The 17,023-nt window shown below is 68.3% G+C and carries 14 protein-coding genes; 3 read left to right on the top strand and 11 right to left on the bottom strand.

Annotated features, from left to right (window positions below; translation table 11 throughout):
• Positions 1-13: 13 nt before the first annotated feature.
• The 4 genes from J0J01_RS21610 to J0J01_RS21595 are packed head-to-tail and all read right to left on the bottom strand — an operon-like array spanning position 14 to position 4,303.
• On the bottom strand, positions 14-1,702 hold the full coding sequence (locus tag J0J01_RS21610) for a putative 2-aminoethylphosphonate ABC transporter permease subunit (protein WP_296384443.1): 1,689 nt from the start codon (positions 1,700-1,702) through the stop codon (positions 14-16).
• Positions 1,699-2,757, bottom strand: coding sequence for a putative 2-aminoethylphosphonate ABC transporter ATP-binding protein (locus J0J01_RS21605; protein ID WP_296384441.1), 1,059 nt, complete (start codon positions 2,755-2,757; stop codon positions 1,699-1,701). The genes J0J01_RS21610 and J0J01_RS21605 overlap by 4 nt, the downstream gene beginning before the upstream one ends.
• Positions 2,754-3,788 carry a putative 2-aminoethylphosphonate ABC transporter substrate-binding protein gene (locus J0J01_RS21600; RefSeq protein ID WP_296384439.1) on the bottom strand — a complete coding sequence of 345 codons (1,035 nt, stop codon included), beginning with the start codon at positions 3,786-3,788 and terminating at the stop codon, positions 2,754-2,756. Before J0J01_RS21600 ends, J0J01_RS21605 begins: the two co-directional genes overlap by 4 nt.
• Positions 3,789-3,826: 38 nt before the next feature.
• A complete protein-coding gene (locus J0J01_RS21595; protein ID WP_296384436.1) occupies positions 3,827-4,303 on the bottom strand; it encodes a MarR family transcriptional regulator in 477 nt (158 codons plus the stop codon).
• 52 nt (positions 4,304-4,355) lie between these two features.
• On the opposite strand from J0J01_RS21595, the gene J0J01_RS21590 reads away from it, so the two are divergent.
• Complete coding sequence (locus J0J01_RS21590) at positions 4,356-4,814, top strand: ester cyclase (RefSeq protein ID WP_296384435.1); 459 nt, start codon at positions 4,356-4,358, stop codon at positions 4,812-4,814.
• A 45-nt stretch (positions 4,815-4,859) separates the two neighbouring features.
• The gene (locus tag J0J01_RS21585; protein ID WP_296384431.1) at positions 4,860-5,639 is read left to right on the top strand and encodes a fumarylacetoacetate hydrolase family protein; all 780 of its coding nucleotides are present in this window, start codon (positions 4,860-4,862) and stop codon (positions 5,637-5,639) included.
• Between the two features lie 210 nt (positions 5,640-5,849).
• Here J0J01_RS21585 and J0J01_RS21580 read toward each other — a convergent pair whose 3' ends face one another.
• The 6 genes from J0J01_RS21580 to J0J01_RS21555 all read right to left on the bottom strand — a co-directional run bounded on the left by J0J01_RS21580 (position 5,850) and on the right by J0J01_RS21555 (position 13,395).
• Positions 5,850-7,301, bottom strand: coding sequence for an NAD(P)/FAD-dependent oxidoreductase (locus J0J01_RS21580; protein WP_296384429.1), 1,452 nt, complete (start codon positions 7,299-7,301; stop codon positions 5,850-5,852).
• A gap of 112 nt (positions 7,302-7,413) precedes the next feature.
• A complete protein-coding gene (locus tag J0J01_RS21575; RefSeq protein WP_296384427.1) occupies positions 7,414-8,619 on the bottom strand; it encodes an MFS transporter in 1,206 nt (401 codons plus the stop codon).
• 4 nt (positions 8,620-8,623) lie between these two features.
• On the bottom strand, positions 8,624-9,448 hold the full coding sequence (locus J0J01_RS21570; protein WP_296384425.1) for an isocitrate lyase/phosphoenolpyruvate mutase family protein: 825 nt from the start codon (positions 9,446-9,448) through the stop codon (positions 8,624-8,626).
• 66 nt (positions 9,449-9,514) lie between these two features.
• The gene (gene phnY / locus J0J01_RS21565) at positions 9,515-10,963 is read right to left on the bottom strand and encodes a phosphonoacetaldehyde dehydrogenase (protein WP_296384423.1); all 1,449 of its coding nucleotides are present in this window, start codon (positions 10,961-10,963) and stop codon (positions 9,515-9,517) included.
• A gap of 1 nt (position 10,964) precedes the next feature.
• Positions 10,965-12,206 (bottom strand): phosphonoacetate hydrolase, encoded by a 1,242-nt coding sequence (gene phnA, locus J0J01_RS21560; protein WP_296384421.1) that lies wholly within the window; start codon positions 12,204-12,206, stop codon positions 10,965-10,967.
• A 4-nt stretch (positions 12,207-12,210) separates the two neighbouring features.
• Positions 12,211-13,395 (bottom strand): 2-aminoethylphosphonate--pyruvate transaminase, encoded by a 1,185-nt coding sequence (locus tag J0J01_RS21555; RefSeq protein WP_296384419.1) that lies wholly within the window; start codon positions 13,393-13,395, stop codon positions 12,211-12,213.
• Positions 13,396-13,467: 72 nt separating this feature from the next.
• On the opposite strand from J0J01_RS21555, the gene J0J01_RS21550 reads away from it, so the two are divergent.
• A complete protein-coding gene (locus tag J0J01_RS21550; RefSeq protein WP_296384418.1) occupies positions 13,468-14,334 on the top strand; it encodes a LysR substrate-binding domain-containing protein in 867 nt (288 codons plus the stop codon).
• On the opposite strand, the gene J0J01_RS21545 is transcribed toward J0J01_RS21550, so the two are convergent.
• Positions 14,324-16,780 (bottom strand): FAD-dependent oxidoreductase, encoded by a 2,457-nt coding sequence (locus J0J01_RS21545; RefSeq protein ID WP_296384417.1) that lies wholly within the window; start codon positions 16,778-16,780, stop codon positions 14,324-14,326. The two genes, J0J01_RS21550 and J0J01_RS21545, sit on opposite strands and share 11 nt — an antisense overlap.
• Between the last annotated feature and the right edge of the window lie 243 nt (positions 16,781-17,023).

The following is a 17,023-nucleotide window of genomic DNA, read 5'->3' as shown; positions in this document are numbered from 1 at the left end:
GATGGAATATGCTCTAGCGCCGACGCCAGGCCTGCAGGCGGCCGAGCAGGAAGCGGTCGGACAGCAGATGCAGCGCCTTCACCGCGGCCGAGGTCGCCACGATCACCACGCACAGCGCCGTCGCCGCCGCCGTGGTGCCGGCCTCCTCGATGTTCACCGCCGCCACCGAGGCAAGCTTGGTGTCGGGCGAGTAGAGGAAGATCACCGAGGACACCGTCGTCATGGCGTTGACGAACAGGTAGATCGCGACGTCGAGGATCGACGGCAGGCAGATCGGCGCGGTGACGCGGGCGAAGGTGCGCCAGATCGGCACCTTGAGCGAGGCCGACACCGCTTCGAACTCGGGGTCGATCTGTTTCAGCGCCGTCGTCGCGGTGAGATGGCCGACCGTGTAGAAATGCGCCACGGTGTTGACCACCAGGATCGCCATGGTGCCGTAGATGACGTTCAGCGGGTTGGCCGCGGCATTGAAGAAGAAGATGTAGCCCAGGCCCAGCACCAGCCCCGGCACCGCCATCGGCAGGAAGGCGAGCAGCCGCACCAGGTCGCGCAGCAGGAAGAAGCCCCGGGTCTTCTCGGCGAGCCAGGCGCCGGTGAAGGTGAGCGCCGTGCCGAACGCCGCCGCCCCCAGCGCCATGACGATCGAATTCCAGTAGCTGTCCCAGCCGTTGGCATCGAAAGCCTCGAACTTGTAGTTCGCCCAGGTCAGCTCGAGGTTGTACGGCCAGTACTTGATGAACGAGCCCCACACCGCCATGCCGAGGATCAGCAGGATGCCGGCCGCCACGACGGCGCAGAGCAGGGTGTAGAAGACGTCTCGGCCGAGCTTGGGCCGCGGCACCAGCGGCACGGCATGGGCGGTGAGCAGCGCCACCTGCTTGCGCTGCACGAAGCGGTCGACCGCGAAGGCGAGCGCGGCCGGCGCCAGCAGCACCATGCCGACCACCGCGCCCATCGAGAAGTTCTGCTGGCCGATTACTTGCTTGTAGACGTCGGTCGCCAGCACATTGAAGTTGCCGCCGATCACCTTGGCGATGCCGAAGTCGGTGATCACCAGGGTGAACACGACCAGCGCGGCGCTGATCACGCCGTACTTGGCGCCCGGCAAGGTGACGGTGAAGAAGACGCGGAGCTTGGACGCGCCCAGAGCATCGGCGGCCTCGTAGAGCCGCGCGTCGGCGGTCGCCAGCGCCGTCACCAGGATCAGCATGGCGTGCGGCAGGCAATAGAAGACCTGGGCAATGACGATGCCCTCGAAGCCGTAGATCTGTCCCCCACCCAGCCACGACTTGAAGAAGCCCTGGGTGCCGAACAGGTAGATCAGCGCCAGGCCGGGCAGCAGCGACGGCGCGAAGATCGGGATCAGCGCCACACCTTGGAACAGCCAGCGCAGCGGCAGCACGGCACGGGTCAGGGCATAGGCGTAGAGGAAGGCGATCGGCACCACGATCAGGGTGCAGACCAGCGCGACGTACAGACTGTTGAAGGCCGAGGCGAACAATGCCGGCGTCGAGAAGTAGGCGATGTAGTTGGCCAGTCCGACGAACTTGCCGTCGCGGTCCTCGAAGCCCTTGACCAGCAGCGACCACAGCGGCAGGCCGACAATGACCAGGAGCGCAACCGCGACGACGCAAACGCCGATCCGCATCAGCAGGTCGTCGCGCGACAGCCGCACCCGCTGGATCGGCGCCGCGAGGCTCACGCGGCGAATACCCGCAGCCGGTCGATCGGCAGGGCGATGTCGAGCGTGCGGCCGCGCTCGACGCCGAGATCGCGCATCAGGTTGCTGGAGAAATCGGCGGTCAACGCCACCCCGTTCGCCTGCAGGATGGCGCGGCAGAAGGCGCCGACGAAATCGAGCTCGCCGACCTCCACCGTCAGTCGGTTCGGCACGTCGGCCGGCAGGTCGCGCACGCGCACATCCTCCGGCCGGATGCAAAGGCGGACCTTGTTTCCCGGCGCGAGCCCGTCCTGCGGCGGGCAGGCGAGGGACACGCTGCCGACCTGGACCCGGTCAGGCGCGGCGAAGACGCCGTCGAGGAAGTTCATGGCACCGACGAAGTCCGCGACGAACGCCGTCATCGGCTGGCGATAGATTTCCTGCGGCGCTCCCACTTGCTCGATCTCGCCCTGGTTCATCACCACGATGCGATCGGCCATGGTCAGCGCCTCCTCCTGGTCGTGCGTCACCATGATGGTGGTGACGCCAAGCCGCCGCTGCAGCGCCTTGATCTCGTGGCGCAGGCGCAGCCGCACGCGCGCGTCGAGCGCCGACAGAGGCTCGTCGAGCAGCAGCAGCCCCGGCGAGGTCGCGAGCGCCCGGGCCAGGGCGACGCGCTGCTGCTGGCCGCCCGAAAGCTGCGCCGGATAGCGCGGGCCGGCGTCGGGCAGGCCGACCAGCGCCAGCAGCTCGCTGACGCGTTTGGCGATCTCGGCCTTCTTCTGGCGCCGGCTCACCAGCCCGTAGCCGACATTGTCGCCAACCGTCAGGTTGGGGAACAGCGCGTAGGACTGGAAGACGATACCGAAGTCGCGCGCGGCAGGCGGCAGCGCCGACACGTCCCGTCCCTTCTGGCGGATCGTGCCCGAGGTCTGCGGATCGAGGCCCGCGATGGCGCGCAGCAGGGTGGTCTTGCCGCAGCCCGACGGTCCCAGGAAGCAGACGAACTCGCCCTCGCCGACATCGAGCGAGACGTCGCCGAGGGCGGTGAAATCGCCGAACCGCTTGTGGAGGTTACGGACCTCCAGGTAGCTCATTTCTTCGGCGCGGACTTGCCGTCGTAGCGCTTGGTCCACTCCGCCAGGATGCGGTCGCGGTTCTTGGCCATCCACTCGACGTCGTTCTTGACCGCCGCCTTCTCGATGTCCGCCGGATAGTTGGGCGGCAGGTTGACGATGCCCGGCAGCGCCACGATCGGATAGGTCTTGGCGTAGAGCTCGTTGGCCTTCCTGGTCACCGCCCAGTCGGCGAGCTTCTTGGCCGCCTCGAGGTTCTTGGTGCCCTTGACGATCGCCGTGACCTCGAGCTCCGAGCCCAGGCCCTCCTTCGGCAGGATCAGCTCGATCGGCGCGCCCTTGGTCTTCTCCGAGGCGCCGCGGGTGTCGAGGCCGATGCCGATCAGCCGCTCGCCCTTGGCCGCCTGCACGCAGGGCGCCGAGCCGGAATGGATGTACTGCGCGATGTTCTGGTGCAGCCCGTCCATGAACTTCCAACCCGCCTCCTCGCCCATGCTTTGCAGCCAGGCGGCGACGGTCAGATAGCCGGTGCCCGACGAGGCAGGGTTCGGCATCACGATGGAGTCCTTGTACTCGGGCTTGGTGAGATCGGCCCAGCTCGCGGGCTTGGCCTTCTTGCCCTTGGCTGCCTCGGCGGTGTTGAAACAGACGACCGAGAGATAGGCGTCCATGCCGGCCCAGGTGTCCGGCGACTTGCCGCTGCGGAAGGAAGGCTTCAGCGCCTCTGCACCCTTGGGCGTATAGGGCTCGAGCATGCCCACCGAGGCCATCAGGCCGACATTCGACGCGGCGAGACCCCAGATGATGTCGGCGCGCGGGTTGTCCTTCTCGGCCATCAGCTTGGCCGCCACGACGCCGGTCGAGTCGCGCACCCAGGCGATCTCGATCGTCGGGTTGTCGGCTTCGAACGCCTTCTTGAACGGATCGAGCTGGTCGTTCTCCAGCGCGGTGTAGACGGTGAGCTTGGTCTTCTGCGCCAACGCAGGCGTGGCAACGGCGGCAGCCGCAAGGCCCGCCAGGGCAGCCCGCCGGATCAGTCTTCCAAACGTCATGTTTTTATCCCCCTTCGACTTCCAAAAGCCTAGCGGCGTCAGCGGTCCTCCGCCAGCTTCTCCGCGACGGAACTCAGCCACCGTCGCACGGTCCGCTGCTCGTCCCTGCCCAGCAGCCCGGCCAGCTCGGCCTCCAGCTCGGCGACCCGCGCCCGGCAGCGCTTGAGCAGGGCGTGGCCCTTGGCCGTCGCGCTCAGCCGCAGGATGCGGCCGTGCGTGGCATGCGCGGTCTTCTCGATCGCGCCGTCGCGCTCGAGGTTGCGCACGATGACGTTGATCGTCTGCGGCGTCAGGAAGGCGAGGCGTGCAAGGTCCGCGCCAGACGCCCCGGGGTAGGCGACGATCATGGTCAGCACCGCGAACTGCGGCGAGGTCAGCCCCTGGTCGACCAGGGCGCGGTCCATCGCCGTACGCAGGGCGACGCTCGCCTGGCGCAGCAGGTAGCCGAGATACCCGTCGGGGCCACGCTTGCCCTCGCCGGGCCTGGGGATCGCAGGAACGGGCTTGTGGGACATATCAGGGTTCTTATATCTTGTCAGAACTCGATCATAGCACGGACGGTCCCTCATGAACCCAGACCTTGCCGCCCTCGTCCGCCGCCACCTCGAGGCCGAGAACGCCCACGACCTCGAAGGCACGCTGGCCACCCTCCATCCCGAGTGTGAGTTCGAGGACTTCGCCACCGGCCAGCGCTGGCGCGGCCATGCCGGCGCATCAGACCATTACCGGCAGTGGTGGAACACTTTCGATGTCGAGGTGCGCCGCGGCCCCGGCCAGCGCCCGTACGTCGCCACCGACGCGTTCTACGTCGCCGAGGCGACCTGGCACGGCAAGCATGTCGGGCCGTTCCTCGGGCTGCCGCCGAGCGGCCGCCCCTTCGTGCAGCCCTTCGTGGTGATCCTGAGCTTCCGCGATGGGCTGATGTCGGGCGAGCGCTTCCACTACGACCTCGCCTCGCTAATGCGCCAGATCGGCGCCGATCCGATCCCGGCGCTGGCCGGGCTGCCGCATCGGCCTGCCACCTGAACACCGGGCTCGGCGCTGTAGCGGCGTTCTGCTATGGCAGCGCGCATGGACACAGCTTCTCAGCGGGAACTCGCGCGCCTGCTCGCGCACTTGCGCCGCGATGGCCGGCAGCAGAGCGGCCTCGATCCGCGCCTCGTGCCGCCGGACAATGCCATCGCCTATCACATCGCCGGCATGGTGGCCGAGGAGCTGGACTGGCCGGTGCTCGGCTGGAAGATCGCCGCCGCGAAAGAGGAGATGCAGAAGGCGCTGCGCACCGACTCGCCGATCTACGGCCGCACGTTCTTCCTGCGCGAGGCGCCCGCGACCTTCACCCACGCGAAGCTCGTGAGCCCGATCCCCGAGGTCGAATACCAGGCGAGGCTCGGCGCCAACCTGCCGCCGCGCGACCGGCCCTACACGATCGAGGAAGTCACCGATGCCGTCGCCTCGCTCCATCCCGGCGTCGAGATGGCGGAATGCCGGTTCGTCCACGACGCGGCCTTCCCGCCCCTGCCGGCGATCCTGGCCGACGGCGCGGGCTCGGGCACCATCGTCTACGGTCCGGCGATCGCCGACTGGCAGCGGCGCGACATCGCCGGCCAGGAGGTGACTCTGTCGTCGAACGGCAAGCTGCGCCGCAAGGGCACGGCCGCCGCCGCCCTCGACCATCCCATGGTGCCGCTCACCTGGCTCGCCAACGAGCTCTCCCGCACCGGCGTCGGCATGCGAGCAGGACAGATGGTCAGCACCGGCACACTGACCGGCATGCTCGCGCCCAAAGCCGGCGAGGTTTATGTCGCCGATTTCGGGCCGTTCGGATCGGTGACGCTAGACTTCACCTAGAGGCCCACTTCCCGGGCACTTCCCACGTCCGTGGGAAGCCTCCGATGTCAATGGCATAAGGCTTTTCCGAGATTCTTCCCACTTTCCCGCTCCCCCTTCCGAGAATCTGTGGATAACTCACAGACGCCGGCCTGAGGCGGGAAATAGACCGGCTGCTGCGGATCGCGGTGCCAGTCCTGGACGCCTCTGGAGCCCCGGTGATGCCGGTGGTTAGCGCGAAAACACCATGGCATCGCGCAACCGGCCGAAGCGCAGGCTCAGCAGATCGAGCGCGTAGTTCTGGTAGAGCTTCCACGGCCGCTTGGAACCCTGCTTGGGCTGGTGCGCCAGCGCGCGCTGGATGTAGCCCGAGGAGAAGTTGACCCAGGGCTCCTCCTGCAGGGTCGGATCGCCGTTGTGCGGCGTGCACACGCGCCAGCCGTGGCGGTCCATGTGGTTCAGGAGCCGGCAGACATACTCGCAGACCAGGTCGGCCTTCAGCGTCCACGACGCATTGGTGTAGCCGAACACCGACGCCAGGTTCGGCACGTCGGAATACATCATGCCCTTGTAGATGAAGCGCCGGGAGAGATCGACCGGCTGGCCGTCGACCGAAAGCTCGGCGCCGCCGACCGGCATCAGCACAAGCCCGGTCGCGGTGACGACCAGGTCGGCGTCGAGCTCGGCACCCGACTTCAGCTTGATCCCGGTCTCGGTGAAGGTCTCGATGTGATCGGTGACGACCGTGACCTTGCCGCGGCGGATGGCGCGGAAGAAGTCGGCGTCGGGCACCAGGCACAGCCGCTGGTCCCACGGGTTGTAGCGCGGGGTGAAGTGGGTGCCGACGTCGTAATCCGGTCCCAGCATCTTCCGCACGTAGCCGAGCAGCAGGTTCTTCACCTTCTCCGGCTTCCGCTTGCACATCTGGTAGAAGTACATGCCGAGCAGCACGTTCTTCCAGCGCGTGACGGCGTAGGCGAGCCCGAGCGGCAGCCGCCGGCGCACCTTGGTCGCGAACGGATCCTGCGACGGCCGCACCGCCATGTAGGTCGGCGAGCGCTGCAGCATGGTGACGTGCGCCGCCCCCGAATCGGCCATCGCCGGCACCAGCGTCACGGCGGTCGCGCCGCTGCCGATCACCACCACCTTCTTGCCCTGGTAGTCGATGTCGTCGGTCCATTTCTGCGGATGGGCGACGCGGCCCTTGAAGCGCTCCAGCCCGGGGAACTGCGGCAGGTAGCCCTCGTCGGTGCGATAGTAGCCGCTGCACATCCACAGGAAGGTGCAGGTGAAGGTCGCCCGCTCCTTCGCCTCGCCACGCTCGACCTCGACCGTCCAGCGCGCATCGGGCCTCGACCACGACGCCGCCACGACGCGGTGCTGGAAGCGGATCCTGCGGTCGATGCCGTGATCGCCGGCGACCTCGCGGATGTACTTCAGGATCGCCGGACCGTCGGCGATCGCCTTGGCTTCCTTCCACGGCCGGAAGCGATAGCCCAACGTGTACATGTCCGAATCCGAGCGCACGCCGGGATAGCGGAACAGGTCCCAGGTGCCGCCGCTCGCCGCGCGGCCTTCGAGGATGGCGTAGGTCTTGCCCGGGCAGCGGTCCTGCAGATGCCAGGCGGCGCCGATGCCCGACAGGCCTGCGCCGACCACCAACACGTCGAAATGCTCAATCATGAGCGGTAGATGGCCGAACCGACCGCTCCGCGCAACTCGCATTTCGCCCCGCGGGAAGGGCCCGAAATTGCGGGTTACGGCCCCGATTGCGATCCGCCGGCACGGCTGCGGCTCAGGTTCGCACCGCCAGACGGCCGCCGGCGAACATGATGGCACACGCCGCCAGGGTGACGGCCGCGGCAATGGCGAGGCCCGGCCGGTAGCCGCCGAAACTGTCGCGCAGCACACCGATGACCGCCGGACCGAAGGCCGAGGTGAGCTGGATCACGCTCGCCGCCGTGCCGTAGGTCGCGCCGAACGCGGCGGCGCCGAACTCGCGCCGCACGACGATCGGCCCGAGCGTGGTGATGTGGCCGATGCCGTAGCCGTAAACCAGCGAGGCCACGATCAGCACCGGCACGGTCGGCCAGAGCGCCAGCGACAGCAGCGCCGCGGCCTGCGCGATCATCACCAGGCAGGCCAGCCGCCGCACGTTCGTGCGGTCGACGATGCGCGCCAGGATCAGGCGGCCGGCGAAGCCCGAGCCGCCGGTCGCGCTGACCAGCAGGCCGGCGCCAACCGTCCCGAGCAGCGGCTCCGCCAGCGTGACGTGATGGGTGATGAAGCCGATCTGCATCGCCAGGCCGAGCGCGAAGGCTGGCGCGGCGCTCCACAGCAGCAGCGGCCGATTCGCGGCCGTCGCGATCGGCTTGATCGGCAGCGGCGCGGCCTCGGCGAGGGTGGCACCGCCGTCGCGCTGCAACCCGATCTCCTGCGGCCCCCGGAACCGCAGCACGCGGGCGATCAGCGGCAGCAGCAGCGCCGCGGCCGCCACGGCGACGACCGCCAGCCCTTCCCCGAGCCCGAGCTGCCGGATGGCGAATTGCAGCGTCGGCACACCGACGATCGCGCCGATGCTGGCGCCCATGATGGCGAGCGCCATCGAGCGGCCCTGATGGCGCTCGAACCACGGTGCCACGGCGGCGGCGATGCCGGTGGTCGACAGCGTCGCCCAGCCGAGGCCGATCAGCATGAAGCAGGGATAGAGCTGCCAGCGCGCCGCGACCTGGCCGATGCCGGCGACGCCCAGCATCATCGACACCGCGCCGAGCAGCATCACCGGCCGTGGCCCCCAGCGGTCGATGGCGCGACCGACCGAGCGCTGCACGAGCGCGCTCACCAGGTAGAACAGGGTGACGGCGAAGGCGACGTCGGCGATCGGCCAGCCGTGCGCCGCCGTCACCGCCTGCAGGTAGACGCTCGCGCCGAAGGTTCCCAGCGCCCAGGCGACGGTGGCGATGACGCAGCACGCCGTCACCACCCGCCAGCCGTGGAACACCCGGTTATCCCTTCATGAAGGCATTCAGGTCCGGTGTCGGGATCGAGTGGTCGAGATAGGCGAAGGTGCCTTTGTCCTGCACCTCCTTCGCCGCATCGAGCAGGCCGGTCATGGCGGCGCGATAGAGCGAGGTCGCCAGGCTGATGCGCTTCACGCCCGCCGCCTCGAGCTCGGCCTTGCTGAACGACTTGCCCTTGATGCCGACCATGAAGTTGAACGGCTTCTTGAGCGCGCCGGTGACCTTCTTCACCGCCGCGAGGTCGGGCAGGCCCGGTGCCATCAGCACGTCGGCACCGGCCGCCTCGTAGGCCTGCAGGCGCTTGATGACATCGTCGAGGTCGGGCTTGCCGCGCAGGAAGCCCTCGGCGCGCGCCGTCACGACGAACGGGAACGACAACGCGTGGGCGGCCTGGACCGCGGCCTTCACCCGGACCGCGGCCGTCTCGACGTCGAACAGCGGCGCGTCCTTGTTGCCGGTGGCGTCTTCGATCGAGCCGCCGACCAGCCCGGCCTCCGCCGCCCCCTTGATCGTCAGCGCCGCCGCGTCCGGCGTGTCGCCGAATCCCTTTTCCAGATCGCCGATCACCGGCAGATCGACGGCGCCCGCGATCAGCCGCGCGTTGGCCAGAGCCTCCTCACGCGTCACCTGACCGTCGCGCTTGCCGAGTACGCCGGCCTTGGCACCGCTCGACGTGGCGAGCGCCTGAAAGCCCAGCCCCTGCAGCAGGCGGGCCGAGCCGGCATCCCAGGGATTGGGAATGACGAAGGCGCCGGGCGCCTCGTGCAGGGCGCGCAGCTTCTTTGCCTTGTCGGCCTGGCTGACTGTCATGATTTCCTCCGTCGCATTGGCGTTCGCGAATCTCTCCACGCCGCCTGCGTCACCGCAACGGAGATTTTATGCAGGCCAGGGCAAAGACCACGTCTTGACGTTGGTGAAGCTCTTCATGGCCTCGAGCACGCCTTCCTTGTAGCCGAGGCCGGAATCCTTGATCCCGCCGAACGGCGACATCTCGATGCGGTAGCCCGGCACTTCCCAGATGTTGACCGTGCCGACCTGCAGCTCGTCGACGAAGCGGGTGATGTAGTCCAGCCGGTCAGTGCAGACGCCCGACGACAGGCCGTAGGCGGTGCCGTTCGAAACGCGGATCGCCTCGTCGATGTCCTTGACGCGGATGATCGGGATCGCCGGGCCGAAGGTCTCCTCGCGCACCAGCTCGCAGGCCGGGTCGACGTGGTCGACGACGGTCGGCGGAAACAGCGCGCCGCGCCGGTCGTTGCCGTGCAGTAGCCTGGCGCCATGCTTGGCCACCGCCTCGCTGACCCGGTTCTGGAACAGGGTCGCAGCCCGCTCGTGGATCACCGTGCCGACGTCGGTCTCGGGATCGAGCGGATCGCCGGCCTTGAGCTTCTTTGCCTTCGCGAGCACGCGCTCGGCGAAGGCATCGGCCACCTTTTCCACGACGAGGATGCGCTTCACCGCGGTGCAGCGCTGGCCCGAGTTCTTGGTCGCGCCGGCGACCGCCAGTTCGGCCGCCTTGTCGAGGTCGGCATCTTCCATGACGATCAGCGGGTCGTTGCCGCCGAGCTCGAGCACGATGCGCTTGTAGCCCGCCTTCTCGGCGATGTACTTGCCGACCCGCACCGAGCCGGTGAAGGTGATCAGGTCGGCGCGCGGATCGACGATCATGGCGTCGCCGATGTCCGACGGATTGCCGGTGATCACCGACAGCATCTCCGGCGGCAGGCCGGCCTCGTAGAGCGTATCGGCCAGGAACAGTGCGGTCAGCGGAGTCAGCTCGGTCGGCTTCAGCACCACGCAGTTGTTGGTCGCGAAGGCCGGCGCCAGCTTGTGCGCCACCATGTTCAGCGGATGGTTGAACGGCGTGATCGCCGAGATCGCGTTCAGCGGCTGGCGCAAGGTGAAGATCTTGCGCGGCTTGCCGTGCGGGGTGAGGTCGCAGGAGAAGGTCTGGCCGTCATCCATCAGGCAGAGCTGGCCCGCGAAGGTGAAGACGTCGTAGGCGCGACCGACCTCGTACGCCGAGTCCTTGAGGCAGAGGCCCGACTCCAGCGTGATCAGCCGCGACAGCTCCTCCTTGCGCGCGACCAGCAGCTCGGCGGTCTTGAGCAGGATCTGCTGGCGCTGATAGCGCGTCAGCTTGGGCCTGTAGGCGTGCGCGATGGCGAAGGCCTCGGCGACCAGCCCCGGCGTGGCACGCGGCACGGTGCCGACCAGCCGGTTGTCCCACGGGAAGCGGACCTCGAGGCGGTTGGCCGTATCGACTTTCTTGCCGGCAATGCGCAGCTGCTCATGCCGCACATCGTTGCGGACCATCGTATCCATGTCAGGCCACCAGGTTCAGAGCGAGGTCGAAAGCATCGAAGTTGCGCCAGGGGCGGTTTGCCGGCTGCGCGAGCTTGCGATTGCAGATCAGCGGCACATGCTGCTCGGAGATGCCGCCGTGACTGCGCAACGGCTCGGTCAGACCGGACAGGTCGTGCCGCGCCGCCGAGGTGCCCAGCACCTTGTGCCTGGTCGAGACGACGACGAGGTCGCCCAGCCGATCGGCCGGCAGCTCGAAGCGCTTCGCGGCCTCTTCCTTGGTCAGCGCGGCCTCGATGCCCGGCATGGCCTCGAGCTTGGCCTTCCACTTCGGTGCGTCGTCGCAATAGACCACAGCGAACGAGCCCAGCGCGCCGTGATGCACGACGTAGGGATCGGTGATCGGCAGGATGACCCGGGCCTTGTCCTTGCCGACCCAACAGTCGAAGACGTCCTGCAGGTAGATCACGTCGGGCTGGCCGTCCGAGCCGAACTTGGCGTTCATGCCGTGATCGGCAGTCAGGACGATGGTGCAGCCCATGGCGTCGAGCTTCGCCATGTAGCCGTCCATCATGGCGTAGAAGTCGTTGGCGACCGGCGTGCCGGGCGCGTGCTTGTGCTGGATGTAGTCGGTGGTCGAGAGATACATGATCTCCGGCCGGTCGCGCTCCATCAGCTTGACGCCCGCGGCGAACACGAACTCCGACAGGCCGGCGCTGTAGACGTCCGGCACCGGCATGCCGACCAGCTCGTTGACGTGGTCGATGCCGTTCTCGGCGATGCCTGCCTGGTCCGACTTCTCCGACGAGAAGCTGCAGGCCTTGCCGGGCGCCAGGGTGAGGCCCTTGCCGAGCAGGCCGCGCAGCTTGTCCTTGGCGGTGACCACGGCGATGCGGCAGCCGGCGCGCTGGAAGGCCGGGAACAGCGTCTCGACGCGCAGGAACCTCGGGTCGTTCATCATCACCTCTTTCCCCGACTCGGGATCGAGGAAGTAGTTCCCGCTGATGCCGTGCACCTCGGGCGGCCGGCCGGTGACGATCGACAGGTTGTTGGGATTGGTGAAGCTCGGCACCACGCAGTCGGCGATCAGGCTGGTGCCGTCCTTCAGGATCTTGCCGAACCACGGCGCGCGGCCGGCGGCGACCGCGGCCTCGATGTAGCCGGGCTCCGAGCCGTCGATGCAAACCACGACGGTGGGGCGTTGCGGCAGGCGATAGGTCCGGCCGTTGACCGTGACGTCGCCGATCGTGCTGATTGTGTCCATCGGGTTACTCCGCTGCGTCCTGCTCCGATACAAGGGCCGGGCCGCCGTTGCTGACCCGCATCTCATCGAGAACCTCGCGCACGGCGGCCAGCGCACCTTTCATATCTTCGGGGTCCAGCCGGCCGATACAGCCCATGCGGAAGGAATCCGCGACCGTGAGCTTGCCGGGATAGATCACGTAGCCCCGCTCCTTCAAGCCGTCATAGAAGGTCTGGAACACGAAGCGCGGGTCGCTCGGCATGTGGAAGGTGACGATGATCGGCGCCTGCAGCTTCTCGCCGAGCAAAGTGCGGAAGCCCATCGCCCGCATCCCGTCGATCAGCACCTTGGCGTTGTCGCGATACCGCAGGCCGCGGCCCGCGACGCCGCCCTCAGCCGCATGCTCCTCGATCGCCTTGCCCAGCGCGACGATGACGTGGATCGGCGGCGTGAAGCGATACTGGCCGGTCTTGGCGAAGCCTTCGGCCTGGTCGTGCAGGTCAAGCACCAGGGTGGTGGCGTTGCCCTTGCACTCGGCCAGCGCCGTCTTGCGGCAGACCACGAAGCCCAGGCCCGGCACGCCCTCGAGGCACTTGTTCGAGGAGGCCGCGAGCGCGTCGTACGGAACCGCACGCGCATCGATCTCCAGCGCGCCGAAGGCCGACATCGAATCGACCAGCAGGCGGCGGCCGTGCCTGGCCACCAGCGCCGCCACCTCGACGATCGGGTTCAGGATGCCCGACGTGGTCTCGCAATGGACCGCGAAGACATGGGTGATCGCGGTGTCGGCGGCGAGCATCGCGTCGAGCTTGGCGAGGTCCGGCGGCCGGTCCTCCGGCGTCTCGTGCACCGATACGGCGCGGCCGGCGATCTCCGCGATCTTCTTCGCCCGCTGCCCGTAGGCGCCGTTGATCAGCACCAGAAGCTTGCCGCTCTTCGGCACGAAGGTGGTGATCATCGCCTCGACGGCGAAGGTGCCGGAGCCCTGCACCGGCACCGTGACGTGGGTGCCCTGCCCGTCCGTATCGGGGGCGCCGGCCAGCTCGACGATCTTCTCCAGCACCATCTTGTTGATGGCGATGAAGCCCGCATCGCGCGAGCCCCAGTCGTGCACCATGGCCTGCTTGACCGTAGCCGAGGTGGTGAGCGGACCGGGCGTCAGCAGCAACGGATCGCCGGTTTCGGAGGCGGCAGAGGTGAAGGTCGGCATGGCGTGAAGATCGTCTCGCTTACCCTATCCGTCCAGTATATATTCCGAATACCAAGTATCGGTTTCATTGATATGACGCCCAGCCAGCTCCGCGCCTTCCATCTCGTCGCCGAGGCCGGCTCCTTCTCCGCCGCCGCCCGCGATTCCGGCCTCAGCCAGCCCAACCTGTCGGGCCAGGTCACGGCGCTGGAAAAGGCCTACGGCTTGCGTCTGTTCGACAGGCGTGGCCGCTCCGTCGTGCCCACCGAAACGGGCCGGCAACTGCAGAGCATCACCAGCCGCCTGTTCGCCGCCCAGGAAGAGGCGCAGGCGCTGCTGGCCGGCGAGCAGGCGCTGACGCGCGGCCATCTGCGCATCGCCGCCGACTCGGCGCACCACGTCGTGCCGATCATGGCGGCGCTGCGCAAGCGCGCCGCCTCGCTCACCTTCGCGCTCTCGATCGACAATTCCGCAATCGTCCTCGAGCGCCTGCTGCGCCACGAGGCCGACGTCGCGGTGATGGCGAAGTCCGTCTCCGACCCTCGGCTGCATGCGCAGCACTTGCGCACCGACCGCGTCGTGCTGTTCGTGCCGGCACGCCATGCGCTGGCGGGGCGCCGCCGTGTGCCGCTGGCCGCCTTGCGCGACCAGGAGCTGGTGCTGCGCGAGCGCGGCTCGATCACCCGCGAGGTGGTCGAGCAGGTGATGGCGGCCGCCGACATCCGCCCCAGCGCCATCGTCGAAGTCCAGACCCGCGAGGGCGTTCGCGAAGCTGTAGCGGCCGGCTTCGGCATCGGCGCGGTGTTCGAGAGCGAGCTCGGCGACAACCGGCGCTTCCGGGCGGTCGCCGTCGCCGACACCGATCTCGACGTTGCGGAGTACGCCGTCTGCCTGCAGGAGCGGCGCCGCGTGGCGCTGGTCCGCGCCTTCATGGAGGAAGCCGCGAAGGTCAGCCTTTGATGCGCGTTCCCATGGGATCGAAGGGCGCCTTCAAGCTGACCTTGGCGGCGAGCCGTACGCCGGCCAGATCGACCTCGAACTTGCCGGCTTCCAGCCACGCCGCGTCGATCGCCTCGCCGTCGTCGCGCGTCACGTAGCCCAGTCCGACAGCTGCGCCGATCGTATGACCGTAGGCGGCCGAGGTGAGATCGCCGACCGGCTTGCCGTCGCGCAGCAGCGCCTCGCCGCCCCACAACAGCGGTTCGCGGTCCTGCAGCACCACCGACACCAGCCGCCGCGACAGAGGCTTGGCCCTGGCATCGACCAGCGCCTGCCGGCCGATGAAGCCGCCCGGCTTGTCGAGCTTCACCGCCCAGCCGAGCCCCGCCTGCCAGGGATTGTCGTCGGGCGTGAGCTCGCGGCCCCAGGCGCGATAGGCCTTCTCGATGCGCAGGCCCTCGATGGCGTAGTAGCCCATGTCGCGCAGGCCGATCTCGGCGCCCGCGCCATGCAGCGTCTCGAACACCGTGACCGCGAACTCGGCCGGCACGTAGAGCTCCCAGCCCAGCTCGCCCATGTAGGTGCGGCGCGAGGCCAGCACGGTCGCGTAGCCGACACCGATCTCGCGGATGGTGGCGAACGGAAACGCGGCGTTCGAGAAGTCGGCCTTGCTGACCTTCTGCAGCAGGGCGCGGCTGTTCGGGCCCATCACCGACAGCACGGTCCAGGCGCCGGTGACGTCGGTCAGGGTGACGTGCGCATCCTCGGCGACGTTGCGGGTGATCCAGTCGGCATCGCGCATCACCTGCGCCGAGCCGGTGATCACCATGAACCTGTCACGCGCCAGCCGGGCGATCGTCAGGTCGCTCTCGTAAGTGCCGCGCTCGTTCAGCAGGCCGGTATAGACCGAGCGGCCGACCGGCACGGCGATGTCGTTGGTGCAAAGCCGCTGCAGCGCCTGTTCAGCGTCGCGGCCCTGGACCAGGAACTTGCCGAACGAGGTCTCGTCGGCGACCGTCACCGCCTCGCGCGTCGCCTTGTGCTCGGCGGCAACCGCGTCGAACCAGGCACCGCGGCCCCAGGCGTACTGCATGTCCGGGGTCTTGCCCGCGCCCGCGAACCAGTTGGGCCGGTCCCAGCCCATCTTGTTGCCGAACCAGGCGCCGCGCACCTTGAGGCGATCGTAGAGCGGCGAGCGGCGGAACGGCCGGCCGCTCTCGTTCTCGCGCTGCGGCCACGGCATCTTGTAGTGCAGGCCGAGCGTCTCGGCGACGCGGTCGCGCAGCCAGGCGTCGTTGCCGTGGAAGTTGGCGAAGCGGCGGATGTCGACCGGCCACAGATCGAGGGTGGGCTCGCCGGCGATGATCCATTCGGCCAGCGCCATGCCGGCGCCGCCCGAGCTCGCGATGCCCATCGAGTTGAATCCGGCGCCGACGAAGAAGCCCTTCAGACCCGGCGCCTCGCCCATGATGTAGTTGAGGTCGGGCGTGAAGCTCTCCGGCCCGTTCATGAAGGTCTTGATGCCCGCCTCCTCCAGCGCCGGGACGCGGATCAGGGCGTTGTCCATCAGGATCTGGAACTGGTCCCAGTCGTCCGGCAGCATGCCGAACTCGAAGTCGTCGGGAATGACGTCCTTGTTCCACGGCTTGGCCTCGGGCTCGAAGCCGCCCATCAGCAGGCCGCCGACCTCCTCCTTGAAGTAGATGTAGCCGTCGGGGTCGCGCATCACCGGCAGGTCGCGCGGCACGCCCTCCATCTTCTCGGTGACGATGTACATGTGCTCGCAGGAATAGAGCGGCACCGTCACACCGACCATGCGCCCGACCTGGCGCGCCCACTGGCCGGCGCAATTGACGACGATCTCGGCGGCGATTGGACCGTCGGTCGTCTGCACACCGGTGACTCTCGGTCCCTTGGGGCCATCCTTGGTGTCGATCGCCGTCACGCGCGTCTTCTCGACGATGCGCACGCCGTTGTTGCGCGCGCCCTTGGCCAGCGCCTGGGTGATGTCGGCCGGATTGGCCTTGCCGTCGCCCGGCAGCCAGACCGCACCGACCAGGTCGTCGGTGCGCATGATCGGGTACTTCTCGCCGGCCTGCTTCGGCGTCAGCTCCTCGCAGACGACGCCTTGCTTGTTGGCGGTCGCCGCCGAGCGGCGCAGATAGGTCATGCGCTCGGGCGTGCGCGCCACGGAGATCGAGCCGCACTGCTTCCAGCCGGTCGCCAGGCCGGTCTCGGCCTCGAGGCCGGCATAGAGCCGGGTGCTGTACTGGATGAGCCGCGTGAGGTTCTGGAAGCCACGTAGCTGGCCCACGAGGCCCGCCGCGTGCCAGGTCGTGCCGCCGCTCAGCCGCCCCTGCTCCAGCAGCACGACGTCCTTCCAGCCGTTCTTGGCCAGGTGATAGGCCGTCGAGCAGCCCATGATGCCGCCACCGACGATGACGACCCGGGCGTGGGAGGGAATCATGTTCCTCCCCATTCATATGGGGAGGTGGCGCGGTCACACCGCGACGGAGGGGTCATAAGCCCCCGCCGCAGCCTCATGACCCCTCGGTCAGCGCAAGACGCTGACACCTTGTGTCTTGGAATGGGTGCAGACTGCGGTCGCCAGAGGATCGGCTCGCACCCGATCCTCTGGCGCGGCAGGAGAGCCCGTCTGGCACCAAGACTGCACGTCGTTGGGGAGCTTGGGCCCCGGCCGTTGTCTTCG

The sequence above is a fragment of the Reyranella sp. genome (assembly GCF_017305915.1).
In the GTDB taxonomy this organism is placed as follows: Bacteria; Pseudomonadota; Alphaproteobacteria; order Reyranellales; family Reyranellaceae; genus Reyranella.
This window is presented reverse-complemented; position numbering and strand designations above follow the sequence as displayed.